This is a genomic window from Paraburkholderia sp. J8-2 (assembly GCF_905220195.1).
Taxonomy (GTDB): Bacteria; Pseudomonadota; Gammaproteobacteria; order Burkholderiales; family Burkholderiaceae; genus Paraburkholderia.
This window is the reverse complement of sequence record NZ_CAJMZA010000007.1, coordinates 62,233-88,238: the sequence shown is the minus strand read 5'-3', so window position 1 is coordinate 88,238 and position 26,006 is coordinate 62,233. Positions and strand designations below refer to the sequence as shown.

Sequence of the window (26,006 nt, the reverse complement as noted above, 5' to 3'; positions counted from 1 at the left end):
GCGCCGCTCATTGACGCTGCTGGCCGCCCGCTGCGTCATAAGTCAAGACGAGATATGCTGGAGCCACATGAAACTTCGCTATTGGCTAACCGTCTTCGTCGCGATCAGCGCAATTCAGCGCACACTGGGCACCCGCTTTCCTGGCTCCGTACTGGCTCCGTAGAATCGGCACGACATTCATGACTTCCTCACTTCATCTCTCCAACGTTCGCCTCGCCGATGGCCAGCGCGTTTGCGTCGCGCTCGCCAACGGCCGCATCGAGGCAATCGGACCGCACGTCGCGGCCCAGCCGGGCGTGCCGGTCGTGGACGGCGGCGCGGCCTTGCTCTTGCCGGGTTTCGTCGAAGGCCACACGCACCTCGACAAGAGCAACTGGGGCCGCCCGTGGTATCGCAACGAGGTCGGGCCGCTGCTCACCGATCGCATCTCCAACGAGCGCGAATGGCGCAAGACGTCGGGCCACGATGCCGCTGCGCAGTCGCTCGCACTGTCGCGCGCATTCGTGCAGGCGGGCACGACGCGCATGCGAACCCATGTCGATATCGACACCGACGCGCGCTTGCGTTATCTCGAAGGCGTGCTCGCCACGCGGCACACCATGCGCGATGTCCTCGACATGCAGATCGTCGCGTTTCCGCAGTCGGGCATGCTGATCCGGCCGGGTACGGTCGAACTGCTCGACAGCGCACTGGCGGCCGGCGCCGACGTGCTCGGCGCGCTCGACCCGGCGCTGATCGACGGCGATCCCGTCGCCTCGCTGAACGCCACGTTCGAACTGGCGGAGCGCCATCGCAAGCCGATCGATATTCATCTTCACGAGCCCGGCGAGGTTGGGGCGTTCACGCTTAAATTGCTGCTCGATCGCGTGCAGGCGCTCGGCATGCAAGGTCAGGTTGTCGTGAGCCACGCATTTTGTCTGGGCGCGTTGCCGGAGCGCGAGCGCGACGCATTGATCGAGCGCATCGCGCAACTGCGCGTGGCCTTGCTCACGAGCGCGCCGCCTTCGTGCCCGGTGCCGCCGCTCAAACTGTGCCGCGAAAAGGGCGTGACGGTGTTTGGCGGCAACGACGGCATTCGCGACACGTGGTCGCCATATGGCGTGCCCGACATGCTCGAGCGCGCCATGTTGATCGGCCTGCGCTACGACTTGCGGCGCGACGACGATATCGCGATCGCATTCGATTGCGTGAGCGATGCCGCCGCGCGTGGCTGCGGTTTCTCCGACTATGGCCTGCGCGCGGGCGCGCGTGCGGACCTCGTGGTCGTGGAGGCGGAGAGCGTTGCGCATGCCGTCGTCGCGCGGCCAAAGCGCAAGCTTGTCGTCGCGAACGGACGCGTCGTCGTGCGTGACGGCGAGTTGACCGTGTGAACAAGCGGCAGGACGTTCAGTATGTCGATGGGCAGATCGAGCACGGTTGCGTGATCGACGATGGCGCGCAGAACCATCAAATGCCGCGCCACTCCATCTCAACTATCTGGCGGCCATCCAGGTCGTTGGTCCGTAATCTGTCCAAAGATTGAAAGCCGTTTCGCTGATAGAACGATAGCGGCGGTCCTGTATGGCACCAGAGACGGATTCTCGCAGCATGCGAATCTGCTCTTGCCCATGTGACGACCTGTTGCACCAGCAAGCTGCCCAATCCTTTTCGTCGGTGAACCGGATCGACCCAAAGGCCCCCGACGCTATATGCGTCATCGTCCTTTTTAATGCCGAAAACGAATGCGGCAACGCTTTCAGGATGCTCGACGAGGAACATTCGGGACCCCGCCGGCGTCGTGACTATGCCGGCGCAGGTATTCCAGTACGCGTCGTCGCGAGCGCTGGCGTCTTCCACACTCTCCCAGTAAGACTGAGGGTCGCAAGCAAGCGCCCTCAAACGAAGCGCCTTCAATAAACGCCATTCGTCTCGCTGTAGGCATCTGATTGTGAACTCAGAGGGGGGCACGGCAACACCTCGCGCGGGCGTGCTTTTGGGGTCGGTCACGACGTCGGCGTATTCCACCGGCAACGTTGGAATAGTAAAACTCACAATACCAGGCTCATCAACGAAAATTCGCGAAAGCTGCGCCAAGCCTGTAAATCAATCACCGATACGACAGTGCTAGCCTGATGCGCACTTTCCGTTGACGGGCCGAGTCGTCCACGCGCGCATACCGTGGACGAATACGTCCGGAAGTCGCCAAACCGCTTCTCGAGAACGGAACCCGGCCTGGCCAACGATTCGCTACTTGGCTGCGGCCGCTGGCGTGAGGAGGCGAATTTCGCTGTTGCTGTAGTCGCTGACGTAGAGATTGCCGTTCGCATCGACGGCCACGCCGGTCGGGCCAGCAAACGAGGCAGCGGTTCCAATGCCGTTAGCTGAGCCGCGCGATCCCGAACCTGCGATCGTCGCGACGTCGCCGGTGGGCGTAATGTGGCGAATCGCATAGTTCATGGTGTCGCCAACGTACAGGTTGCCGCTCGCATCGAACGTCACCTTGTACGGCAGGTGGAATGACGCAGCGGTGCCGTTACCGTCTGCCGCGCCGGCAGTCGTGCTTCCGGCAAACGTTGTGACGACGCCTGATGCCGTGACTTTGCGGATCTCGTTGTTCGAGGAATCCGCGACATAGATGTTGCCGCTTCTATCGACCGCCAACCCAAACGGCGTGTTGAACGATGCAGCGGCACCCACGCCGTCTGCCGAACCTGCAGTTGGCGATCCCGCGATGGTCGTGACGACGCCAGCGGAGGTGACCTTGCGGATCTCGTTATTGACGGTGTCCGCGACAAAGACGTTGCCGCCCGTATCCACCGCCACCCCAAACGGGGAGTTGAACGAAGCGGCCGTGCTCGTGCCGTCGGCCGAGCCCGCAGTTGTAGACCCCGCGAGGGTGGTGACGACACCCGCAGGCGTGATCTTGCGGATCTCATGGTTGAACGTATCGGCGACATACACGTTGCCCCCAGCATCAACCGCGAGGCCGTTAGGACCATTGAACGAAGCCGCTGCACCCGTGCCGTCGGCCGCGCCTGCGGCGCCTGACCCGGCAAGCGTGGTGACGTTCCCTTCGGGCGTGATCTTGCGGATCAGATTGTTTCCTGTGTCCGCCACATAAACGTTGCCCGCGGTGTCCACCGCGACGTCGTCAGGTAAATCAAACGAAGCAGCGGCGCCTATGCCGTTGGCCGAGCCGTGCGCGCCGGAACCCGCGAATGTCGCGACATCGGCTAGAGCCGTCGCGCACACGATGTCCACGTTGGACACATTGGCTGTCGCGGTTCCGCTGCCGTTGCTCACCGCGCAATATTGCCAGAGAGGCTGCGTGCCGACAGTCACGGCGTAGGCAGCGTTCAAGGCGACCGGCGCGGTGAAGGTGAAGGCGCCGGAAGCAGCCAGCATCAGCAGATCGGTTCCGTTGTCCAGCAGAGTCAGCTTTGCGTTCGAGGACAGGCCGCTAACGGAACCGCCGATGGTATAGGAGGCAGTCACAGGGGCTGCCGCCGAGGAACCTGTTTTTGAGGCAGTCGAACCGCCCCCGCCGCAGGCGGCAAGCAGCAGGCACAAGACGGAAGAGGCGGCCGTTGCGCGCGACGTTGAAGTTGCAGGGTTGATCACAGGGTTGGATGCGTTGTTATATGTTGGGTGTACCCGATAAGGTCGCCGAGGGCGTGCGCTGTCGACGAGCGTTCGCTGTTTCCAGTCATGTGTCGACGCAGTTCCCGCGACGCTTGCCGATCGCGGCGTGATTCTCTGACTAACGGCGCAGCAGCGCAATTTCTTGAGTCGGAATCGTTCCCGTTGACGCGGTCTCCCCGAAAATCCGCGAAGAACCAAAAAAAAGCGCCCGCATGGGGCGCCAAAACGCAAACACCGGAGAAGCGGCGTTTCACGAATGCTTGCCGCGCTTGTCCACCGGCGTGAAATCGAAGCTGGCGAAACTGCCGCCTTGATAGCGCTGCGCCGTGGCGTCGAGCGGATTCTTTTGCGCGAGAATTTCAGCGGCCCAGTCTTCCGAGTTCTGCTTCGGCTCATAGCCGAGGCGCTTCGCGTCGTCGTTCGCGCCTTCCTGAATCCAGTAGCTGCGCGTGTTGTTCGACACGCCCCACACCACGGCAAAGCCGATCTCATCCACGTTGATCACGCGATCGACGAGATGGAACAGGTCCTCGTGGCCAAACCACGTGCTCAATTGACGGAACTCCGTGGGCTTCGGCAGGCAGCTGCCAATGCGCACGTTCACGGTCTCGATGCCGTGCTTGTCCCAGTACAGGCGCGCGAGCGATTCGCCCCATGCCTTGGAAAGACCGTAGAAGCCGTCCGGGCGGAACGCGCAGTCGAGCGTGAGCTTTTCTTCCACGGGGTACATGCCGATCGCGTGATTCGAGCTCGCGAACAAAATGCGTTTCGTGCCGTGGCGGCGCATGCCTTCGTAGACTTCGACGAGGCCGCGCAGGTTGTTTTCGATGATCTCGGGCAGCGGGCGCTCGACGCTCGTGCCGGCCATGTGGATCAGCACGTCCACGCCGTCGAGCAGGCGGTCGACCACGGCGGGGTCGCGCAGGTCGCCATGCATCACGTCTTCGCCCGCGACGAGCGGTTCAAGCGGTTTCGAGCCGGCCGCGCAACGCAGGTTCACGCCGCGTTCGAGCAGGCCCTTGCGCAACACGGTGCCGAGCTGGCCGGCTGCGCCGGTCAATGCAACTTTCTTCACTGTGATTGTCCTCAGGTAGAAATGCCGAAAGCCGGCACCCTCTCGGGCGCCGGCCGGTGAACAGGGCGATCAGGCCTTCACTTTATGCGAGGACTGAAGCGCCGGGTTGGCCGCGTTGTCGTTCTGCTCGTTCGAGATCAGTCGCCATGCCACGCAGGCGCCGATGATGTCGAACAGCATGAGGCACACGAACAACGGGTTATAACCGATGGTACTGGCCACGATGCCGACGATGAGCGAGAACACCGTCGCGCCGAGGTAGCCGAACATGCCCGAGAGACCCGTGGCGGTGGCGACTTCGTGCTGGCCGAACACGTCCGAAGCCAGCGTGAACAACGCGCCCGAAATGGTCTGGTGTGCGAACGTGCCGACGCAGAAGAGCGCGATGGCAGCGTACGGGCTCGCAACGAGGCCCACGCAGGCCGGTCCGATCATCAGCAGCGCGCCGGTCGTGATGACGAGCTTGCGCGAGGTGATGAGCGAGCAGCCGAACCAGCGGATGAACAGCGGTGCGAGGTAACCGCCCACCAGGCAGCCGAGGTCGGCGGCGAGGAACGGGATCCACGCGAACAGCGCGATTTCCTTCAGGTTCATGTGGCGCACAGTGACCATGTACAGCGGAATCCACGCGCCGAAGGTCTGCCATGCCGGTTCCGCGAGCATGCGCGGAATGCCGATGCCCCAGAAGCGGCGCGTCTTGAGCACTTCCTTGAACGAGGCGCGGCGGCCTTTGGTCGACTTCTGCGCTTCGGTCTGGCCTTCGCGGATGTAGTCGGCTTCTTCCTGCGAGAGCCGCGGGTGTTCGGCGGGCATCTTGAAGAACACGAGCCACAGCGCCACCCAGATGAGCGCGACGCCGCCGGTCAGCACGAACGCGAACTGCCAGTTGAACTTGAGAATGCACCACACGACGAGCGGCGGAGCGAGCATCGCGCCAATCGAGGTGCCGGTATTGAGCCAGCCGGTCGCGACCGAGCGCTCCTTGGCCGGGAACCATGCGCTGATGGACTTCATGCCGGCCGGGAAGATCGCGGCTTCGGTCATGCCGAGCATGCCGCGGAAGACTGCGAGTGCGGGCCAGCTGCCGGCGAGGCCGTGCAGCATATTGGCAATGGCCCAGCCGAACGCGAAGATCGCGAAGCCGATCTTGACGCCCACGGAGTCGAGCACGAAACCGGCGACCGGCTGCGCGAGGGCATAGCAGGCCTGGAAAGCCGTGACCACGTACGAGTACTGCTGCGTGGTCATGTGAAGCGTTTCAGTCAGCGTGGGGGCGGCCACCGCGAGCGAGCTGCGCGCGAGGTAGTTGAAGATGGTGCCGATCATGATGAGGCCGATGATCCACCACCGCACCCCCTTGATTGTCTTGCGTTGCACTGCTCGTCTCCTGCTGTTGGCGGGCTCTGGCGTGAAGCTGTGCCGGAAGGTGAGCCCGAATGGCTGTGTTTCTGTGCGTGGCGTCCGTTGGTAGCCTGGTAGCCGCGTTGCTGGTCTCCCGCTGGCCGGGATGAAGGGCGGTGCCGGTGCGCATCGGGCCCTTCATGTAAGACATCATTCTATTTGGAGCAAAGTTGTAAAGCAAATATTGATGTGCTGGGGGTTTCCCTAGTGTGAAGTCGGGGTCGGACGCCCGCGGAGGCTTCTGGGCGCGGGTTTCTTGACCTGGATCGTGTTGTCTCCCGTCGCGCGCGCCGAATTTTACGATGTATTTCGCGCCTGTCCGAAGGCTGGTCGTCATACATCCTCGTGCGGGCCGCAGGGCAATGGCGGGTTGACAATTTCCGTGTTGTATTACAACAATGCGACCCATCCGCTCGACAGTTTTTTTCGAGCCGCCGCCCGCGCCACGCGCCCCACGACACACGACAACGGACGAGACACGATGAATTCCCCCGCCATCCCCGTGAGCGACGCCGCGCTCGAACAACTGCGCCACGTTTCCAACGCCACGCTCACCACGCAGCTCTTCAAGCGCGGCCTGCGCAATGTCTTCCTGCAGGGCGTGAAGCCGCTCGCCGCACCGGCGCCCGGCGCGCCGAACCTGGTCGGCCCGGCCTTCACGATGCGCAACATCCCGGCGCGCGAGGACCTCGATCAGTTGAGCGCGTTCCAGAACCCCGAGCATCCGCAGCGCAAGGGCGTCGAGACCGTGCCCGCGGGCGCGGTGCTCGTGCAGGACTGCCGCGGCGTGACCGACGCCGCCTCGATGGGCTCGATCCTCGCTACGCGCATGAAGGTGCGCGGCGTGGCCGGCATGGTCTCGGACGGCCCGGTGCGCGACAGCGCGACCATCGCGGCGCTCGGCATTCCGGTGTTCTGCGCGGGCGCCTCGGCGCCGCTCAATCTGTGCAAGCACCACACGGTCGATCTGAACGTGCCGATCGGCTGTGGCGGCGTGGCCGTGTTTCCGGGCGACATCATCGTCGGCGACGCGGACGGCGTGGTCGTGATTCCGCGCCATCTGGCCGAGGAAGTCGCGCGCGACGCCACGGAGCAGGAAACGCTCGAACGCTTCATTACCGAGCGCATCGAGGCGGGCGCGGCGCTGCCGGGCACCTATCCGCCGAACGAGGCCACGCTTGCCGCCTACGAAGCCTGGAAGAAGGAGCAGCGTTGAGCACGCAGCAGGAAGTGACGGCAGACGCTGTGTCGACACCGCCAGTGCGTGCGCTTGAAGCGCAGGATGCGCGCCGCTCGTCGGTGGGCGAGTGCCCCGTGTGGCGCGCTAAGGAAGGCGCGCTTTACTGGGTCGATATTCCCGCGCAAACACTGGTGCGCTATGTGCTCGATACGGCGCACCGCACGGAGTGGGCGCTGCCGGAGCGCATTGGCTGCTTTGCGTTTGCGCGCGATGGCGGCGTGCTCGCGGCGCTGGAGACGGGACTTTTCGCGGTGACGCTGCACGAACCGGCCACGCACGCGCGGGCAGGCGAGGTGAGCGCGCGGCCGCTCGCGAGCGTGGCGCACGAGGCCGCGCGCATGCGTTTCAACGACGGCCGCTGCGACCGCCAGGGCCGGTTCTGGTCCGGCACGATGGTGCAGGACGCGGCGGAGCCGAACCCGGCGGGCAAGCTCTATCGCTACACGGCGCAAGAAGGCTTGTCGGCGCCGGTAGTCGAAGGCCTGTGCACGCAGAACGGCCTCGCATGGTCGCCGGACGGCCGCACGATGTATCTCTCCGATTCGCATGCGTCGAGCCGCCTGATCTGGGCGTTCGACTACGACATCGACGACGGCGTGCCCACCAATCGCCGCGTGTTCGCCGACCTGCACGACTACACGGGGCGCCCGGACGGCGCGGCCGTGGACGCCGACGGCTGCTACTGGATCTGCGCGAACGACGCGGGCCGGTTGCTGCGCTTCACGCCCGAAGGGCGGCTCGAGCGCAGCGTGGCCGTGCCGGTTGCGAAGCCTTCGATGTGCGCGTTTGGCGGTGCGAATCTCGACGTGCTTTACGTCACGACGATCTGCCCGCCGCAAACCGGCGAGCAGGATGGCCTCGTGTTCGCCATCGACGCCGGTGTGCGCGGTTTGCCCGAACCGGACTTCGCGGGCTCGTTGCGCGCGGCTGCCTGACCCTTGCCCCAGACTTTTGCTGATTAAGCGACACGATATGCCGCAATTTCAGAACCAGGACGTCGTCGAACTCGAGCGCGGCGCTTCGCGGCTGCTGCTCGCGCCGCAGGCAGGCGGGCGTCTGCTTTCGTGGACGATCGGCGGCGCGCCCATCATCCATTGGCCCGACGCGCCGGACTGGAGCAAACCGGGGCTGATCCGCGGCGGCAATCCGCTACTGTTTCCGTTTATCGCGCGGCAGTGGGTGGATGGTCAGGTGGGCCGGTGGCGCGACGCGCAGGGCGTCGTGCGGGAGATTCCGCTGCACGGCTTCGCACGTGATCTGCCGTTCGTGGCGCATATCGAGCCGCAAGGCGACGCCGTGCGCATGACGCTTGGCGACAGCGCGGCGACGCGCGTGATGTACCCGTTCGGTTTTCGCTTCGAGGCCGCCTACCGCCTTGCCGACGAAACGACGCTCGACGTGGAACTGACCACGACGAACACGGGCGACGCCCGCATGCCGTACTACGCGGGCCATCACTTCTATTTCGCGCTGCCGCACGCGCAGCGCGGTGACACGACGATCACGCTGCCGCACAACGTGCATCGGCGTCAATTGCCGGACGGCACGACGACCGCAGCCGCGCCGGGCGCGACGCAATACCGCTTCGACGACGCGCAGATCATCGACCGCTTTCACTGTCTCGACGGCGAGCCGGAGGTGCCGGTGCGTATCGAAATGCCGGCGCAACAGCGCGCGATCGAAATCGATCTGCGGCGGCCCGGATCGGCGTCGTGGTATGCGGTGACGACCTGGACGCTCGCGCCCGATTCGGACTTCTACTGCGTCGAGCCGTGGCTCGGCCTGCCCGACGCGATGCATACCGGGCTCGGCCTGCGCTGGCTGGAGCCGGGACAGACACAGAAAGCGGAGTTGCGCATCCGTGTGAGCGCGCTGCGGCAGGGCTAAGCAGTGCAAAAGCGGGACCGGCCGTAAATTGGCCACAAAGTGGTAAAGCGGGCCGCAACGGGCCCGAGCGGGCTGAAACAGCCGCAAAACGGGGCTTGCCGGGGGCGCAAGAGCGCTATCGGCCCGCCATATGACTTACAATTGACGACACTCCTGACAACCCAAAGTGCACCGTCCGATCATGTCTGAGCAGAAAGCGCCGAATATGCCGGCGCGGATTTACAGCGACATCCTCAATCGCATCATCGAAGGCGAGTACAAGGAAGGGGAGCGCCTGCCGACCGAGCACATGCTCGCGGAGCGCTTCGCGACCTCGCGCCCCACGGTGCGCGAGGCGCTCGCCCAGCTGCGCGCGGACGGTATCATCGCCACGCGCCACGGTTCGGGCACGACGGTCATGCGGCGCCCCGATCCGGACGTGCGCCGCTTCGCGCCGCTCGAAACGCTGTCGGATATTCGCCGCTGCTACGAATACCGCGTGGTGGTCGAAGCCGGGGCGGCCTCGCTCGCCGCGCAAAAGGCGGAAGACGAAGACATCGCCGCGATCCAGCGCGAGTGGGACAACCTGCAGACCATCATCGAGACCTCGGGCATTGGCGCGAAGGACGACTTCGCGTTCCATATGGCCGTCGCGCGCGCCTCGAAGAACCAGTTCTTCATCACGGCGCTCTCGGGCATCCAGGAACAGATGGTGTTCAGCATGAACCTGTCGCGCAACCTCTCGCTCGTGAAGTCGATCGAGCGGCAGCGCCTCGTGCAGCAGGAACACCTCGAAGTGCTCGAAGCCATTCAGGCGCGCGACGCCGAGCGCGCAGCGACCGCCATGCGCGCGCATCTCGAGCGCGCCGTGAACCGGATGTTCGGCTCCTGAGCTTTTTGCCGGCTTGTCAGGGCGGCGCGCGTGCCGCCCGTACGCGCTCGCGCGCTTCTCCTCTCGCGCGCAGCTTCCCTTGGGCTGAACTTCGCGGCGAGTGCCTTCATGCGTTCAAACGTTGTGCGGCGACTGGCAGTGGCGCTCGCGGCGAGCGCGTTCGCCGTTGCATCAGCACTCGCGCAGGCGCGTCCCGTGCGCCCCGTCAGCGTGATCGCCGACGCGCGCATGCCCGTCGATACCCCGCAAGGCCACGCGCAATTTCCGCTGTATGTGAGCGCCGACTGGAACACGCCGCAGCCCGCCGTGCAGCGCGCGGTGATCATCGTCCATGGGCGGCTGCGTAACGCCGATACCTACTTTCGCACCGCACAGCATGCGCGCGAGCGAGCGGGCGTCGATCCCGCTAGCACGCTGCTCGTTGCGCCGCAGTTTCTCGCCACCGACGACGTGAGCGCGCACCACGCGCCCAGCGATCTCCTGAGCTGGCGCGGCAACGCGTGGATGGCCGGGTCGAACGCCAGGAGCGGGGCGCCGGTGAGTTCATACGCCGTGCTCGACGACATTGCGCGGCATCTCGCCGACCGGCGTCTCTTTCCCAATCTGAAAACGATCGTGTTCGCGGGGCATTCGGGCGGCGCCCAGGTGTTGCAGCGCTACGCGATCGCCTCTCGCGCGGACGCGCTTGCCGCCAGGGGGATCGACGTGCGTTTCGTGGTGGCGAGTCCGTCGTCGTACGCGTATTTCGATGCGCAGCGGCCCGACGCGAACGGCGCGCCAGCGGCATTCGACGCTTCGCGCTGCGCGGCCTTCGACCACTGGAAATACGGTATGGAGAACCGGCCCGCGTTCATCGGCGACCGCACGCCCGCGCAGCTCGAAGCGGACTACGTGAAGCGGCGCATCGTTTATCTCGTGGGCGGCAATGACGACGACCCAGCCTCGGTCTCACTCGACAAGCGTTGCGCCGCGCAGGCGCAGGGCGCGCAACGCGTGGCGCGCGCGCAGGGGTTCTATCGCTACCTGCAATCCCGTCACACGGACGGCTTGAACCAGACGTTTCACGTCGTCCCTGGCGTGGGGCACGACGGCGCGCGCATGCTCACGTCGAGTTGCGCACTCGCGACGATGTTCGATACGGCAGGCTGCGCGCCTTGACGGCTCACGCGGCGTCGCGCGGAGCCGAATAAACAAACGGGCGTGAACCTCGCATTGCACGAGGTTCACGCCCGTTTTCAGTCCAGCCGGCGGCAGGTGTTGCCGCTCGCCAGCGGAAAGCGAAGCGTAACGCTTAAGCAGCTTGCTTGGTGGCGCGTGCCGACGCTTGGGCGACGGCCTTCGTTGCGGCCTTGCCGGCGGAGTCGAAGTTGCTTTCCGCGAATTCCACAGCCTGCTTCGCAGCCTTGTTCACCGACGAGTACGCGTTGTTGGCGGCGCTCAGTGCCGACTTGATCGCGGCGACAGCGGCTTCCGAGCCGGCCGGCGCATTCTTCGCGGCGTTGTCCACGAGCGTTTCGAGCGCGCGCTGCTGCGTTTCGTACTGCGACTGGGCGGCGGTAGCGAATTCGGCTTGCGCGGCCGAGACGATGCCGTAGACGCTGCGGCCATAGGCGAGCGCCTTTTCAGCGGCGGGCTGGGCAAAGCCGGCTTGCACGGCGAAGAAGCCTTGCGGGTCCTTGGCCGAAAGCGCGCGCTGGGCGTGTTCCTGACCTTCGGCGAACGCCGAGCGGGCCGTTTCGATGTTGAGTTCGGCGAGCTTGATCGCGCCTTCGAATGCCTTGCTCGTCAGGCCGAAGAGGGCCTCGAGACCGGCTTTCTGGTTGGCGGCGAATTGTTCGGGGGTCGGCAGGTTCATGTCTCTTTCCTTTAGATGGACGCTACGCGTCGGTTTCGGTTACGAAAATGCGAAAACTTTCGGTTCGATCACCGGTTCGCGCAGAGAAGGTTTTGTGCGATGCAGCAATCGACTTCATGGTAACCCATCCATAAATCGTGTCAAGAAGTTTTTGTGCGTCGCAACAATTATGTAAACGCCTGATTTTGGGTGGAAATTTCCAACAGGGTGGCTCGCAACGTCTGCAACGACAAGCAGCGCGCCTGAATGGTGTGGGCAGGCCTGTGCGCGAGCGCGTGTTTGGCAGCTGGAAGACGATCGACACCGAAGTGGGGGCGGCCAGATCGAAGCTCGGGCTGCGAACGAACCGGAGCCGACTTCACGACCGATCCGGCTTCTCCTGTGCGCCACGTCATTTCACCGGCGCTACATGACGGTCGACCACCGCCAAACTGGCAGAACCGCCATCTAGCGGATTCTGCAGCGTCAGGGACGAGGGGGCATAATGCGCGGGTCGCTGTGTGGGCAGCATTGCGCAACCCCGCCGGCGTGCCACGCGCGGCCGGAATAAATCTGCCGCGCCGTGCGTTATCCGTACTGATCCGCAACGGCCAAGCCCACGTGAAAACCTCCCTTTCCGCCGAATCCCCGTTTGTCGATGCCGCCACCCGCGCGCAGAAGTACACGCGCGTTGCCGTGCTATTGCACTGGTTGATCGCGCTACTGATTCTCACGAACGTCGCGCTGGGCCTGAGCGCCGCGCTGCTGCCCGACGGCGCGTTATCGGATACAGCCATCCGCTTCGTGATCGACACGCACAAGTCGATCGGCATTACCGTGCTCGGGCTGGCGATCCTGCGCGTGCTGTGGCGTTTCACCCATCGCCCGCCGCCGCTGCCCGCCGAGTTTCCAGGCTGGGAGCGCGCGTCGGCCCACGCCGCGCACGTCGCGCTCTACGTGCTGATCTTCGCGATGCCGCTCTCGGGGTGGCTGCACGACTCCGCCTGGGTCGCCGCCGCCTCGCATCCCATGTATCTGTTCGGCCTCGTGCAATGGCCGCGCATCGGCTTCATCATGAATCTCGATGCGGCCACGAAGGAACAGTTGCACAGCCAGTTCGGCGCGCTGCACACGGCGTGCAGCTACGCGCTTTATGGCGTGCTCGCGCTGCATATTGCGGGCGCGCTCAAGCATCAATGGATCGATCGTCATTCGGTGCTGCGCCGGATGATGCCGTGAGCAACACGAGAAGGGTACGACTTGAAAAACACGCTTGAAGAGGCGCTCGCCCGCACGTCGCCGCGCCTCGTGCCGCCTCGCACGCCATTCGCGAGCATTGCGATTCATCTGGGCGTCATGGCGCTCTGGTTCGTGCTGTTCGCGCGCGCGTTCTTCCTGCAAGGCGTGGTGGCGTGGTCCACCGGCATTGCCTATGTCGTCTATGACACGGTGCTGCTGCTGTTCGTCGCCTGGAAGGCGCGCGTGCTGCTTGCGCCTGCGGCCACGCCGGCCGCCGCGGGCGAGGCGAAGCTGCCGACGCTCGGCGTGATCGTTGCCGCGCACAACGAAGCGGCCGTGCTGCCGATCACGCTCGACGCGCTGTTCGCGCAAACCCGCGCCCCGCAGCAGATCGTGATTGCCGACGACGGCTCGAGCGACGGCACGGCTGCCTTGCTCGCGCAGCGCTATGGACTGGCCGATCCAGGCGTTGGACAGATGAGCGCGCCTTCGCCCCAGTATCCGAACCTGCGCTGGCTGAAGCTCGCGCACGGCGGCAAGGCGCGCGCGCTCAACGCGGCGTTGCTTGCAATCGCAACGGAAACGGTCATGACCGTGGACGCCGACACGCTGCTCGAACCCGACGCCTGCGCGGCGATGGCGAGCGCATTTGGCCGCGAGCCGGCGCTGGTCGCAGCGGCGGGCCTGCTCACGCCGGTTTGCGACCATACCCTCAGCGGCCGCTTTTTCCAGTGGTTCCAGACCTACGAGTACATCCGCAATTTCATCTCGCGCTTCGCGTGGATGCGCGCCGATAGCTTGTTGCTGATCTCGGGCGCGTTTGCCGGCTTTCGCCGCGATGCCGTGATGGCCGTGGGCGGCTTCGATGCGGATTGTCTCGTGGAGGACTACGAACTGATTCACCGCTTGCGCCGTTACTCGGCGCGCAAGGGCCTGGGCTGGGACGTGCGTGTGCTCGGCACGGCCCGCGCGCGCACCGACGCGCCCGGCACGCTCACGACCTTCCTGCGTCAGCGCCGCCGCTGGTTCGCGGGCTTCCTGCAGACGCAGTACTGGTATCGCGACATGACCGGCAATCGCCTGTATGGCAAGCTCGGTCTCATGATGCTGCCCGTGAAGGCGTTCGACACCGTACAGCCCATCTATGGACTGACCGCGTTCGCGCTGTTGATCGGCTTCTTGTTCGACGGCCGCTTTACGATCGTGCTGCCGGTGCTCGGCGTGATCGTCGGCAAGATCGCGATCGACCTCGCGTTTCACATGTACTCGGTCCATCTTTACCGGCGCTGGAGCGGCGACCGCACTCACTCGAGCTTCGGCATGGCGTTCCTTGCCGCCATCTTCGAGCCGTTCTCGTTCCAGTTGATGCGCCACAGCGGCGCGGCGCTCGGCTGGCTGCATTTCCTGCTCGGGCGGCGCAAGTGGGGCGTGCAAAACCGCACGGGCCTCGCGGCTGCGCGCAACCGCGAGAGCGCGGCGTCGCAATGATCTGATTTCCGCGGCGTTCGGATTGCTGCTACGCAAGTTCCCACGTTAGCCGGCCGCGCCAGGCGCGCGGCGGCGTTCCACCACGTACTGCTGTTCCCCAAAGCCGAAGCACAGAACCGTGGCGCCATCGAGGCCGCTCGCAAGGTCGGCGACCCGGCATCGACGTCGCGCGCACGCAAGCGTACGGGCGCGCTGGGCCATCGGCCACAGGGGCGATCGCGGCGGACAAGGGGCCGCCCACATTCGTGCATGCGCCGAGCATGAGCACGAACACGATCGCGCCAAACGCTTGCCACGCAGCGATTTTCGTAGGACGCTCGTTCACGCAGGTCGCTTCGGTCATGGGGGACCAGGGCGCGTTCAGTTGCCCGTCGTTCCTGCATATACCGTGCCGCGTAAGTGCGCTGCACCAGCGTGAAGCGCAAATGTGACACGGCATTGACATGCCCTGTTTCGATACTGCCGATCATGCCCGAGTTGCACCAATCGAGCGCATGAAACAAGGCCCGATCGCGATGGCATACGCCTTGCTTTTTAGCCTGTACCGCAGCGCGCAATGCCTCTCGCGTCAATCATGAGACGAAACGAGGCAGCGCCGCTGACGCAGTTGCACTCACGCGCGAGAACGAACCGATGCAAGTCCATGACGAAATGCGCGACGAGGGCGCGGTGCGCCCGCACTACGAACGCTTCCAGCAATGGCTGGAGAGGCAGACTGGCGAGACGATGGCGCGCAAGCGCGCCGAGGCGGATCTGTTGTTCAGGCGGGTCGGTATTACGTTCGCGGTGAATGGCGACCTCTCCGGCACCGAGCGTCTGATTCCTTTCGACCTCATTCCACGCATCATTCCTGCAGACGAATGGGCGCTGCTCGAGCGCGGATTGCGCCAGCGCGTGCAGGCGCTGAACCTGTTCCTGCACGATGTCTATCACGAGCGCGATATCGTGCGCGCCGGCGTGATTCCGGCCGAGCAGGTCTACACCAATGCGCAGTACCGGCCGGAGATGCAGGGCATCGACTTGCCGCTCGGCGTGTATGCGCATATCGCGGGCATCGACATCGTGCGCGATGGGCGCGACGGTGCGTTCTACGTGCTCGAAGACAATTTGCGCGTGCCCTCCGGCGTCTCGTACATGCTCGAAAACCGCAAGATGATGATGCGGCTCTTTCCCGAGTTGTTCGTCCAGCACAAGGTGGCGCCGGTCGCGCACTATCCCGATCTGCTGCTCGACACGCTGCGCTCGGTGGCGCCCGAAGGCGTGGACGATCCGACCGTGGTGCTGCTCACGCCCGGCATGTACAACTCCGCGTATTTCGAGCATACGTTCCTCGCGCAGCAAATGGGCGTCGAGCTGGTGGAGGGCAAGGATCTCTTCGTAGAGGATAACTACGTATTCATGCGCACGACGCAGGGGCCGCGTCGCGTGGATGTGATCTATCGGCGCGTGGACGACGATTTTCTCGATCCGCTGGCGTTTCGTCCCGACTCCGCGCTCGGCGTGCCGGGGCTGCTCACGGCGTATCGCGCGGGCCGCGTCGTCCTCGCGAATGCCATGGGCACGGGCGTGGCCGACGACAAATCGATCTACCCGTATGTGCCCGACATGATCGAGTTCTATCTCGGCGAAAAGCCGATCCTGAAGAACGTGCCGACGTGGCAATGCCGCCGGCCTGACGATCTCGCATGGACGCTCGAACATCTGCCGGACCTCGTCGTGAAGGAGGTGCACGGTGCAGGCGGCTACGGCATGCTCGTCGGGCCCGCTTCCACGCGCGACGAAATCGAGGCGTTTCGCGCGCGGTTGCTCGCGCGGCCAGGCAACTACATCGCGCAGCCCACGCTGTCGCTTTCCGCTTGCCCGACTTTCGTCGAGGCGGGCATCGCCCCACGTCACATCGATCTGCGGCCCTTCGTGCTCTCCGGCAAGACGATCCAGATGGCGGCCGGCGGCCTCACGCGCGTGGCGCTCAAGGAAGGTTCGCTCGTCGTCAACTCGTCGCAGGGCGGCGGGACCAAGGACACCTGGGTGCTCGAATGATTTCCATTGCCATGATGCACGTACAAGAAGAGGTTCGATCATGCTGAGCCGCACCGCCGATCATCTGTTCTGGATGGCCCGCTACATGGAGCGCGCGGAGAATACCGCGCGCATGCTGGACATCAACCTGAAGGCGCTCCTGCTGCCTGGCAGCGCGGACGCGGAGGCGCGCACGCATCGCGCGATGCTGCGCATCTCGGAGCTCGAGCCCGCCTTCGACGCCCGCCACGAGGAAACGACCAGCAGCAATGTGCTCAAGTTTCTCGTTGCGGACCCAACGAATCCGTCGAGCATTTACTCGTGCCTGCAGGCGACCCGCGAGAACGCGCGCGCGGTGCGCGGCACGCTCACGACGGAATGGTGGGAAACGATCAACGACACGTGGCTGCAGTTCGTCGAACTGTTGCGCGGGAGCGAACTGGAGTCCCGTCCCGATGCGCTGTTCGAGTGGGTGAAGTTCCGCTCGCATCTTTCGCGCGGCGTGCGCCTCGGCACGGCGTTGCAGGACGACGCGCTGTTCTTCACGCAGCTCGGCACGTTCCTCGAACGCGCGGACAACACGGCGCGCATTCTCGATGTGCGTTTCGTCGACGTGGAGAACGCCGACTCGCGCTCGGCCGCGCGTCAGCTCGAAGACTTCTATTACTGGACTTCGATTCTCAGCTCGGTTTCGGCGCTCGAAATCTATCGCAAGGTGTACCGCGACGTGGTGACGCCCGCGCGCGTGGTCGAGCTGCTCATACTCAACCAGCAAATGCCGCGCTCGCTGCTGGCGTCGCTGGACGGTGTCTGCACGAATCTCGCGATGCTGCGCACGGATAGCTCGCGCGAAGTCGAGCGCACCGCGGGCAAGTTGCGCGCCGAGCTGCTTTACGCGGACCTGCGGCAGATTTTCTCGATGGGCGTGCATACGTTTCTCACGCAGTTTCTCGCGCGCGTGTACGAGCTGGGCAACCAGGTTGCGCGCACCTATTTGATGTTGCCGGTTGGTTAGCGCGATTGCGCGCTCATCGATATCCAGAACGTCTCGATGGAGGATTCACCTCATGCAGCTCGCAATCCGGCACGACACGGTGTACCGCTACGAAGCGCCTGTACACTATTCGATCCAGCAGTTGCGGCTTTCGCCGCTTACCACGCCCACGCAGATCGTCAAGCAGTGGCATGTCGAGGCGCCGGGTAAGGTCGACGCGGGCCGCGACGCCTATGGCAATGCACTGATGACGCTCGTGCTCACGCGACCCCATCGGGAGATTCGCCTGAGCGTGCGCGGCGAAGTCGAGACGGTGGCGCTGCCCGATGGCCGCTTGCCCGAAGGCGAGGGCACGGTGCCGATGCACCATTTCACGTCGCCCACGCGTCTTACCGAGGCCGACGCGGCCCTCACGGAATTCGCGTTCAGCCTGCCGCCGCTGGACGACACAGCGGCGATTCTCCACGCGGCTTCGCGCATTACGGAACGCGTGCGCTACGAGTCCGGTGTCACGGATGTGACGCACAGTGCGGCGGACGCGCTGGCGCTAGGGCGTGGCGTGTGCCAGGATCATGCCCATGTGATGCTCGCGGTCTGCCGCGCGCGCGGCGTGCCGGCGCGTTATGTGAGCGGCTATATCGACCCTGGCGACGTGCCCGAGATGGCGAGCCACGCGTGGGTAGACGTGTGGCTAGACAACGGTTGGGTGACGGTGGACGTCACGCACGCGTGCTTCGCCAGCGAAAAATATTGCCGGATCGCGGTGGGGCGCGACTACGACGCGGCCGCGCCGGTTCGCGGCCGTCGCGTTGGCGGTGCGGGGGAAACGCTCGATGTCAGCGTGCAAGTGAGCGCGCAGCAGTCGCAGCAGTAGTTTTCCCGCTATAACAAATACAGCGGCGAAGACAGGGACGGGCAAGGAGGCGCATGACGTACTGTGTGGCAATGGCGGTGGAAGAGGGGCTCGTGTTTCTTTCGGACACGCGCACGAATGCGGGTGTCGATCACATCAGCACGTCGCGCAAGATGGCCGTGTTCGAAGAACCCGGCGAGCGCGTGCTGGTGTTGCTCGTCGCGGGCAATCTGGCCATTACTCAGGCTACGCTCCAGGTGTTGACCGAGCCGCAGGAAGCGGGGCGCGCCACGCTCTGGAACGCGCCAACCATGGTCGAGGCTGCGCGCGTGGTGGGCGAAGCCGTGCGCGAAGTGCACCGGCGCGACGCGGAGGCGCTCAAGACGTTCAACGTCGACTTCAACTGCAGTTTCATCCTCGGCGGCCAGATCGGCGGCCATGCCATGCGGCTGTTCCAGATCTACGCGGCCGGCAATTTCATCGAGACGTCGAGCGTCAATCCGTATTTCCAGATCGGCGAGTCGAAGTACGGCAAGCCGATCATCGACCGCGTGCTGACGCCGTACACGCCGCTCGACGAGGCTGCAAAGTGTGCGCTCATCTCCATGGACTCGACGCTGCGCTCGAACCTTTCGGTCGGCCTGCCGCTCGACCTGCTCGTGTACGAGCGCGACGCGCTGCGTGTCACGCGATACGCGTCGATCGACCAGTCGAATGCGTATTTCCAGATGATTCATTCGACCTGGGGCGAGCGGCTGCGCCAGGTGTTCGGCGAGATTCCCGATCCGCTGTGGACCGACGAAGGCAACGTGCCGCGCCACGAGCGCACGACGCTGCCGAGCGCGCCGCGCCCCGCGCATGACGGGCACGTGAACGAACCGCGGCCCGCGCAAACGCTCGCGCAAGCCCAGCCGCAAGGTGCTTCGACCACGCCGCGCATGCCGCGCGACGGTTAAAAGGACGGCTTCCGTTCCCTTTTGCCGCGCTCACTGCCGAACCGGTATCCTCCTGCGTAATATTCGCGGTATGCCGCGCGTCATGCGCGTCCCCTCGACCATGGAGGCAGGCTGATGAAGCAGAACGACGACCCAAAGAACGGGCGCCCCGAAGAACCTTCCATTCCCGCTGGTCCGGACGACCCCGCGCGCCGCCGTGTGCTCGGCGGGCTGGCGGCGGTTGGCGTGGGCCTCGCGCTCGGCGGCTGCGAGACGCCGGTGCAGAGCGCGGCGAGCGCGCCGCGCAGCGCCGCCGACGCGCGTGTCGATGCGGCGCTGCGCGACCAGGTGCGCCAGATCGTGGTGATCTACGCGGAGAATCGCAGCTTCGTCAATCTGTACGGCAACTATCCTGGCGTGCAAACGCCGCTGGCGGGCGTGAGCGCCGAGCGCTACGCGCAGCTCGATCGCGACGGCAAGACACCGCTGCCGCAACTGCCGAAGATCTGGGGCGGCCTCGTGCCCCAGGCGCAGGAGCTGGATGGCAAGCGCTACATGATTGCGGAGCATCAGATCACGGGCCTCTCGAACGGTCCGTTTCTGATCGTGGATACGCACGGCAATCCGTTGCCGAACGGCATCATCACGCGCGATCTGGTTCATCGCTTCTATCAGAACCAGATGCAGATCAACGCGGGGCGCAACAACCAGTTCGCCGCGTGGGGCGATTCGGGCGGCCTTGTCATGGGCTACTACGAGAATTCCGCGCAGACGCTGCGACTCTGGAATATTGCGCAGCAATACACGCTCTGCGACAACTTCTTCATGGCCGCGTTTGGCGGCTCGTGGCTCAACCACATCTTCCTGATCTCGGCGCAGGTGCCGCAATACGCCGATATCCAAACGAGCGCCGCAAAGCATCTCGCCTCGGTCGTGGAGGGCGACGATCCCACCGGCACGCGCCTGAAGGTCGCGGCGAAGTCGCCGGCGTCGGCGCTCGACGGCCCGCCGAAGTTCGTGAACGATGGTCTTTTCACGCCCGACGGCTACGCCGTCAATACGATGGCGCCGCCGTATCAGCCGAGCAACGTGCGCCCGGCGCAAGACGGCAATCCCGCGCTCGCCGATCCGTCCAATCCGCGCGTGCTGCGCCCGCAGACCTACGCGACGATCGGCGACAGGCTCTCGGCGAAGGGCGTCGACTGGGCCTGGTACAGCGGGGCCTGGCAGTACGCGCTGGATCATCAGGACACGGGCGCGGTGCCCGACTTCCAGTACCACCATCAGCCGTTCAACTACTTCGCCAACTTCGCGCCCGGCACGGCCGCGCGCTCGCGCCACCTGCGCGATGCAGGCGTGGGCGACGATCCGTCGACCAACCGCCTGATTGCGGACATCGACGCAGGGCGGCTGCCTGCCGTCACGTTCTACAAGCCGCAGGGCAACCTGAACATGCACGCGGGCTATGCGGACGTCGAATCGGGCGACCGCCACATCACGGCCGTGATCGAGCACATTCAGCGCGGGCCGCAATGGGCGAACACGATGATCGTGGTGACGCACGACGAGAACGGCGGCTGGTGGGATCCGGTCGCGCCGCCCGTGGGCGACCGCTGGGGCCCGGGCTCGCGCATTCCGGCGCTCGTGATCGCGCCGTTCGCGAAGAAGGGCTATGTCGATCACACGTTCTACGACACGGTCTCGGTCCTGCGCTTCATCAGCCGCGTGCATGGGCTCGCGCCGCTCGACGGCGTGGCCGCGCGCGATCAGGCGTTCGTCTCGCGAGAGCAGACGCCGCCAGGCGATCTTACGGCGGCGCTCGATCTGGCCTGAGTGCTGCGCGCATCGATGGGGAAGGGGCGGTGGCTGCCGCGAAACGTTTGCGCCGCCGCCCCCGGTTGCCCATCGGAAACGCAAATTGATGCAAGCGCGACACAAGCGACGAACTTTCCATCCGATCAATGAGTTGGCGCGCTCTCCAGGCGGTTATCAACAGGTTTGTCACCAAAAACTGTGGACAACTTTGCTGCGCAAAAAACATGCATTTTCTGTGTCGTTTGCGAGCTTTCCGTTTCTAATCAGGGGGTTGGTGCGGATGTCCAGAAGTTGCCCACAGGGCTGTCAACGGAATCTGTGGACAACGCCCCAGCGCGATTTTTCGCGCTGCGCCGTCAGTGCCGCAATCGGCAACTTTGCGGACAAACCGAATCGCGTCAAGCACTTGGCGTAGTCGTCCAAAGGTTACACACAACCCTGTCCACGAAACCTGTGGATAGCGCACCCAAATGTTGATCGTTGCCCAATCAACCTTGCACAGTGTGGGAGTTCGCCCCGATAATCTTCGTCGATATGGCCGTCGCGTGACCGCGCGTGCACGGGCAACTTTCTCCTCGCCACTACCCGCCGCGCCGTGCTCAAAAACTCGCGCTTTGCCGGTCTTCTGCATATTCCTGGTTTCCTGCCGCTCGCCGGCGCCACCCTGATGCTGGGCGTGGCGATGTCCTTCACCGCGCCTTATCTCTCGCTATTCGGCGTCGAGCGCGCCGGCATGACGCCGTTCCGGCTCGGCGTGTTCATGACCGCCATTGCCACGAGCGGCGTCATCGCGAGCACCGCCGCGGGTCGCTGGAGCGACGCCACCGGCAAGCATCGAACCCTGCTGCTCGTCTCGCTGTGCGCCGCGACGCTCGGCTATCTCTGCCTGTGCGTCGTGCGCGACTACCGGCTTCTGCTCCTGGTGGGCGTTGCGTTCATCGGCGCGGGCGGTTGCGCGCTTTCGCTCGTGTTCTCGTTCAGCCGCGCGGCGCTGCCTGCAAGAGACGACGCCGAGCGGACCTTCGCGAGCGCGACGCTGCGCACGATTCTCTCCGCTGCCTGGGTCTTCGGGCCAGCGGTTGGCGCGCTCGTGCTCGCGGCCACGAACTTCTACGGGCTTTTCCTGTTTGCGGCGGCGAGCTTCGCGGCGTGCGGCACGATTGTCTGGCGCATGCGCGAGCCGCGCCACGACGAACACGCCACGCAGCATTTGATGGCGCGTCCCACCGCCACCGAAGTCGCGCAGGAGATGAGCGCCGAAGGCGCTGCGCAGTACGAGGGCCAGCCGCTGACCCAGGCCGAAGTGCAGCCGGGTGCGCCACGTGACTCTGCAACGCTTGCAACAGCGGCGGGCACGCCAAAAGCGAAGGCCAAGGCCGCGCCCGCCGCGGAGGGCTCGCAGAAAGACATCATGCGCGCGATCGTTGCGCTCACACTCATCGGCCTCGCGGCCAATGCGACGATGATCGTGCTGCCGCTCTACATCGTGCATGGCCTGCACGGCACGCGCATCGATGTGTCGATCATGCTCGGCCTCGGCGCGTTCATGGAGATCCCGATGATGCTCGCGCTCGGCGCGCGCGCCTCGGTGCTGAACAAGACATGGTGGCTGGCCGCGTGCGCCGTGGTGCATGCGGTCTACTTCGTCGCGATGTCGCTGGCGCCCGGCGTGCAAGCGTTGATCCCGATGCAGATTCTCAACGCCTTCGTGGTGGCCGTCACGTCGTGCCTCGGTATGACCTTCGTGCAGGATCTGATGCCCTCGTCGCCGGGGCGGGCGACGGCGCTCTTCTTCAATGCGTCGCGGCTTGGCTCGATTCTTTCGGGCGTGCTTTCCGGCATGCTCGTGCAGGCGTTCGGTTATCGCGGCACGTTTGTTTTTTGCAGCCTGCTCGCGCTCTGTGCGCTCGTGTTGTTCGCCGTGCCCGGCGAGCAGTATCCGAAAATGGCGCGCGCCGTGCGGCGTTATCTGCGCGAGCGGCGGAGCAAGCGGAACTAGCGCCTGGCAAGTGCCGCTCGGTCAAACAAAAAAAAGGCGGTGCTCCACATGCACCGCCCTTCATCCACCTTCACTGCACCGTTTCTACGTCCCGCCCGGCTAGCGCTTGCGCGGGCGTTGCGGCGTCGAAGTCTTCCGCGTCGACGTCGTAGCCCGAAGGCTCCCAGCGAATCGACATTAGCGCCGCGAGTCCCGCGAGCGGCGCGACCGCGATGATCCAGAACACGCGCGTGCCGAGCGCGGCGGCGAGCACAGGGAACAGGAACAGCGAGACCGTGGAGCTGGCGCGCATCAGCGTCTGGTTGAAGCCGACGCCCACGCCGCGCAGCGAGGTCGGGTAGCCGAGCGAGGCGAACGTCATGCTGTGCGATCCGGGGCCGACGCCCTGGCCGAACAGAAAGGCGGCGAGCAGGGCGACTGCGCTGACGACTTCGGGCGTCGTCGCCGGCTTGCCGACGATCGCCAGGCCGACGAGTGCCGCGAACTGGATCGCGTAGCCCCAGACGGTAAGCTTCCACGCGCCGAAGCGCGGCACGATCCGCACGGCGATCAGCCCGCCGACGAAGGCGAAGCCGAGATTGAGCACGAGCGAGGCGAGGATCGTCGTGAGCATGGACTGCGCGAGGAAGCTCGAGATGATCACAGGCAGGCCGAACGCGACCGCGTTGTACGCAAACGAAGAGGCCACGCCGATAACGGTGGCGAGCACCGTGCGCCGTGTGTAGACGCCGCGCAGCAGCGCGCCGTAGTTCTTCCACGACGCCACGCGCGCCGGTTTGGCAGCGGTGCCAGCGGCGGCTTCGGGCGCGACCTGCGCGTCGATGCCGTAGGAGCGCTTGAGGATGCGCGCCGCACCCGCGAGATCGCCCTGGTTCGCGGCCCATACCGGCGACTCGCTGATATAGCGGCTGCGGATCGCGATGATGACGAGCGCCGGCACGGCGCCGAAGCCGAGCGTGAGGCGCCAAAGCAGGTGCGAGTGCGAGGCGGGCAAGCCTGCATAGAACGCGAGCACGAGCAGATACGACACGCTGATCGCGGCATACCAGACGGGACACCACATCGCCACGCGCGCGGCCTTGTTGCCGCGGCCCTTGAGCCGTGAGAACTCGGCGAGAAAGGCCATGGCCACGGGCAGGTCGATGCCGACGCCCAGTCCCATCACGAAGCGCGCGCCGCCGAGCACCCAGGCGTTGGGCGCGAGTGCGCAGGCAATCGCGGCCACGACGAAGAAGAACATGTCGGCCATGAATACGCGATAGCGCCCGATGCGATCGGTGAGGAAGCCGCCGAGAAACGCGCCGACGATGGCGCCGAACGTGATGGCCGAAGCGACGAAGCCGGTGCCCGCCGGCGTGAGCGAGAACTCGCGCGCCACGTCCTTGAGGCCGAAGGCGAGGGCGCCGAGATCGTAGGCATCGAGGAACACACCGCCCAGCGCGATGGCCACGACGATGCGCGCGTTGCTGCCAGTGGCGGCCCCCGCGTTGACGAGCTGTGAGACGTCGGCTGCGCTGCGGATCACCGGGCGGCCGGAAGGGCTGAACGAAGCGGGGGAAGCTGAGGCAGACATGCGAGGCGGCGCGAGCGGGCGCGCGATTAGCGGCAAAGCGCGTGATGCTAACCCCCGCGCGGTTCGCGCCCAAATCGTTTTTGGTTATGAGCTCATGCCGTGCCGCGGGTGTCCTGCAACCTTGTGCAAGTTTTCGTGCATGCCAGTGTCCAGTCAGTGCATGTAGGTGACGCGGCGCGAGCGGTCGCTCAACTGCAATCCCGCGTCGAGCAGCGCGATGGCGAACCAGCGCGCGGTCTTGAGCATGCCGCTTACGCTTTGCATCGGCAGCCAGTCGTTGAGGAGTTGCACGGCGGCTTCGCTGCGCGTGGACTGCAAAAGCGCGATTACCTGCAGCAGCGAGCCTTCGTCCTTCGCCAGTTCGGAGGCGCAGCGGCAGCGCGTGTCCAACGGGCGGCACGAGGCGCGGCACAGCGTGCCCATCAGCAGATCGAAATAGCCGAAGCCTTCTGCGCCGAGCCCGGCGTCGGCGAGCACGCCGCGCCAGCTTTCGGCCTTGGCGTAGGCGTCGCAATGCGGGCGCAGCCAGGTGCGCACTGCGCGCAGCACGGTTTGCTCGGCGGTGTCGGGGTGATGGACGAAGGTGTCGTCGATCAGCGTGTCATTTCTTGCGAAAGGGGCGGTGTAGTTCATGGAGCCTCCGGTCCCGCACAAATCATTCGGGTGGCGCCGGGTCGTCCGGCATGAGCGCTATTCTGGGACAAATTTCCAGTAAATGCAAATGATTCTCATTTGTGAAAAGAGATCGAGTGCGGTGAAAACACGGCCTGCCAGAACCGGGAAGGGACTGTTCCAGCCCGCGCCCTTAATGACAGGGACACAAGCCGCTAAAGTGCCGGCCATGCGTGTTCCAGTGTTCTGGCGCAACGTGAGAGTTGGCCCCGGCCCCATGAAGGCCGGGGCTTTTTTTTGCACCGCGCAAGGGCACGCGGGGCGGACCTGGCACGCGTCCTGAAGGCCGAAGGGGGCCACACCCCGATGCATAAGTCATTGAACCGAAAGAAACAAGTAAGGTATTATTCGGGCCGCGCAGCGCGACAGCCTGCCGCGCGTCATCGCGCCCCGGCGGTCGAAAGCGCTGTTTTCGCGATCAAAAATGGGCTGTAACGGCCTGTTTGTTGTTTTTTCTCTTAGTATGTTTCTGAATAAAAACAATGACTTG

21 protein-coding genes are annotated in these 26,006 nt (G+C 65.0%); 14 read left to right on the top strand and 7 right to left on the bottom strand.

Annotated elements, in window-relative coordinates:
• Positions 1 to 179: 179 nt before the first annotated feature.
• A complete protein-coding gene (locus tag U5A52_RS17905; protein ID WP_321935665.1) occupies positions 180 to 1,370 on the top strand; it encodes an amidohydrolase family protein in 1,191 nt (396 codons plus the stop codon).
• 76 nt (positions 1,371 to 1,446) lie between these two features.
• On the opposite strand, the gene U5A52_RS17900 is transcribed toward U5A52_RS17905, so the two are convergent.
• The 4 genes from U5A52_RS17900 to U5A52_RS17885 form a co-directional block, all read right to left on the bottom strand.
• Positions 1,447 to 2,073, bottom strand: a complete 627-nt coding sequence (locus U5A52_RS17900; RefSeq protein ID WP_321935664.1) for a GNAT family N-acetyltransferase — start codon at positions 2,071 to 2,073, stop codon at positions 1,447 to 1,449.
• Positions 2,074 to 2,226: 153 nt separating this feature from the next.
• Entirely contained in the window at positions 2,227 to 3,600 is a 1,374-nt protein-coding gene (locus U5A52_RS17895) for an NHL repeat-containing protein (protein WP_321935663.1), read from the bottom strand.
• A gap of 271 nt (positions 3,601 to 3,871) precedes the next feature.
• Entirely contained in the window at positions 3,872 to 4,696 is an 825-nt protein-coding gene (locus U5A52_RS17890; RefSeq protein ID WP_321935662.1) for an NAD(P)-dependent oxidoreductase, read from the bottom strand.
• 69 nt (positions 4,697 to 4,765) lie between these two features.
• On the bottom strand, positions 4,766 to 6,022 hold the full coding sequence (locus U5A52_RS17885; RefSeq protein WP_321910877.1) for an MFS transporter: 1,257 nt from the start codon (positions 6,020 to 6,022) through the stop codon (positions 4,766 to 4,768).
• Between the two features lie 556 nt (positions 6,023 to 6,578).
• On the opposite strand from U5A52_RS17885, the gene U5A52_RS17880 reads away from it, so the two are divergent.
• From U5A52_RS17880 to U5A52_RS17860, 5 genes are all read left to right on the top strand, one after another.
• Positions 6,579 to 7,313 carry a ribonuclease activity regulator RraA gene (locus U5A52_RS17880; protein ID WP_158759609.1) on the top strand — a complete coding sequence of 245 codons (735 nt, stop codon included), beginning with the start codon at positions 6,579 to 6,581 and terminating at the stop codon, positions 7,311 to 7,313.
• Positions 7,310 to 8,272, top strand: a complete 963-nt coding sequence (locus U5A52_RS17875; protein ID WP_415774018.1) for an SMP-30/gluconolactonase/LRE family protein — start codon at positions 7,310 to 7,312, stop codon at positions 8,270 to 8,272. Before U5A52_RS17880 ends, U5A52_RS17875 begins: the two co-directional genes overlap by 4 nt.
• 37 nt (positions 8,273 to 8,309) lie before the next feature.
• Positions 8,310 to 9,224 carry an aldose epimerase gene (locus tag U5A52_RS17870; RefSeq protein ID WP_321935661.1) on the top strand — a complete coding sequence of 305 codons (915 nt, stop codon included), beginning with the start codon at positions 8,310 to 8,312 and terminating at the stop codon, positions 9,222 to 9,224.
• Positions 9,225 to 9,405: 181 nt separating this feature from the next.
• Positions 9,406 to 10,095, top strand: coding sequence for a FadR/GntR family transcriptional regulator (locus U5A52_RS17865; RefSeq protein ID WP_254340484.1), 690 nt, complete (start codon positions 9,406 to 9,408; stop codon positions 10,093 to 10,095).
• 108 nt (positions 10,096 to 10,203) lie between these two features.
• The gene (locus U5A52_RS17860) at positions 10,204 to 11,253 is read left to right on the top strand and encodes an alpha/beta hydrolase (RefSeq protein WP_321935660.1); all 1,050 of its coding nucleotides are present in this window, start codon (positions 10,204 to 10,206) and stop codon (positions 11,251 to 11,253) included.
• A 133-nt stretch (positions 11,254 to 11,386) separates the two neighbouring features.
• On the opposite strand, the gene U5A52_RS17855 is transcribed toward U5A52_RS17860, so the two are convergent.
• Entirely contained in the window at positions 11,387 to 11,950 is a 564-nt protein-coding gene (locus U5A52_RS17855; protein WP_321935659.1) for a phasin family protein, read from the bottom strand.
• A 600-nt stretch (positions 11,951 to 12,550) separates the two neighbouring features.
• On the opposite strand from U5A52_RS17855, the gene U5A52_RS17850 reads away from it, so the two are divergent.
• The 8 genes from U5A52_RS17850 (at position 12,551) to U5A52_RS17815 (ending at position 23,271) form a co-directional block, all read left to right on the top strand.
• Positions 12,551 to 13,168: a cytochrome b gene (locus tag U5A52_RS17850; RefSeq protein WP_321935658.1), complete on the top strand. Its 618-nt coding sequence runs from the start codon at positions 12,551 to 12,553 to the stop codon at positions 13,166 to 13,168.
• 21 nt (positions 13,169 to 13,189) lie between these two features.
• Positions 13,190 to 14,656 (top strand): glycosyltransferase, encoded by a 1,467-nt coding sequence (locus U5A52_RS17845; RefSeq protein WP_321935657.1) that lies wholly within the window; start codon positions 13,190 to 13,192, stop codon positions 14,654 to 14,656.
• Positions 14,657 to 15,289: 633 nt separating this feature from the next.
• A complete protein-coding gene (locus U5A52_RS17840) occupies positions 15,290 to 16,696 on the top strand; it encodes a circularly permuted type 2 ATP-grasp protein (RefSeq protein ID WP_321910760.1) in 1,407 nt (468 codons plus the stop codon).
• A gap of 40 nt (positions 16,697 to 16,736) precedes the next feature.
• Positions 16,737 to 17,690, top strand: a complete 954-nt coding sequence (locus tag U5A52_RS17835) for an alpha-E domain-containing protein (RefSeq protein ID WP_321910761.1) — start codon at positions 16,737 to 16,739, stop codon at positions 17,688 to 17,690.
• 52 nt (positions 17,691 to 17,742) lie between these two features.
• Positions 17,743 to 18,543, top strand: a complete 801-nt coding sequence (locus U5A52_RS17830; RefSeq protein WP_321910763.1) for a transglutaminase family protein — start codon at positions 17,743 to 17,745, stop codon at positions 18,541 to 18,543.
• 53 nt (positions 18,544 to 18,596) lie between these two features.
• Complete coding sequence (locus U5A52_RS17825) at positions 18,597 to 19,478, top strand: proteasome-type protease (RefSeq protein ID WP_321910765.1); 882 nt, start codon at positions 18,597 to 18,599, stop codon at positions 19,476 to 19,478.
• Positions 19,479 to 19,592: 114 nt separating this feature from the next.
• Complete coding sequence (locus U5A52_RS17820) at positions 19,593 to 21,290, top strand: acid phosphatase (protein WP_321910767.1); 1,698 nt, start codon at positions 19,593 to 19,595, stop codon at positions 21,288 to 21,290.
• 577 nt (positions 21,291 to 21,867) lie between these two features.
• A complete protein-coding gene (locus tag U5A52_RS17815) occupies positions 21,868 to 23,271 on the top strand; it encodes a sugar efflux transporter (RefSeq protein WP_321935656.1) in 1,404 nt (467 codons plus the stop codon).
• A gap of 70 nt (positions 23,272 to 23,341) precedes the next feature.
• On the opposite strand, the gene U5A52_RS17810 is transcribed toward U5A52_RS17815, so the two are convergent.
• On the bottom strand, positions 23,342 to 24,844 hold the full coding sequence (locus U5A52_RS17810; RefSeq protein WP_321935655.1) for an MFS transporter: 1,503 nt from the start codon (positions 24,842 to 24,844) through the stop codon (positions 23,342 to 23,344).
• 153 nt (positions 24,845 to 24,997) lie between these two features.
• Positions 24,998 to 25,477: a hypothetical protein gene (locus tag U5A52_RS17805; protein WP_321910773.1), complete on the bottom strand. Its 480-nt coding sequence runs from the start codon at positions 25,475 to 25,477 to the stop codon at positions 24,998 to 25,000.
• Positions 25,478 to 26,006: the final 529 nt, after the last annotated feature.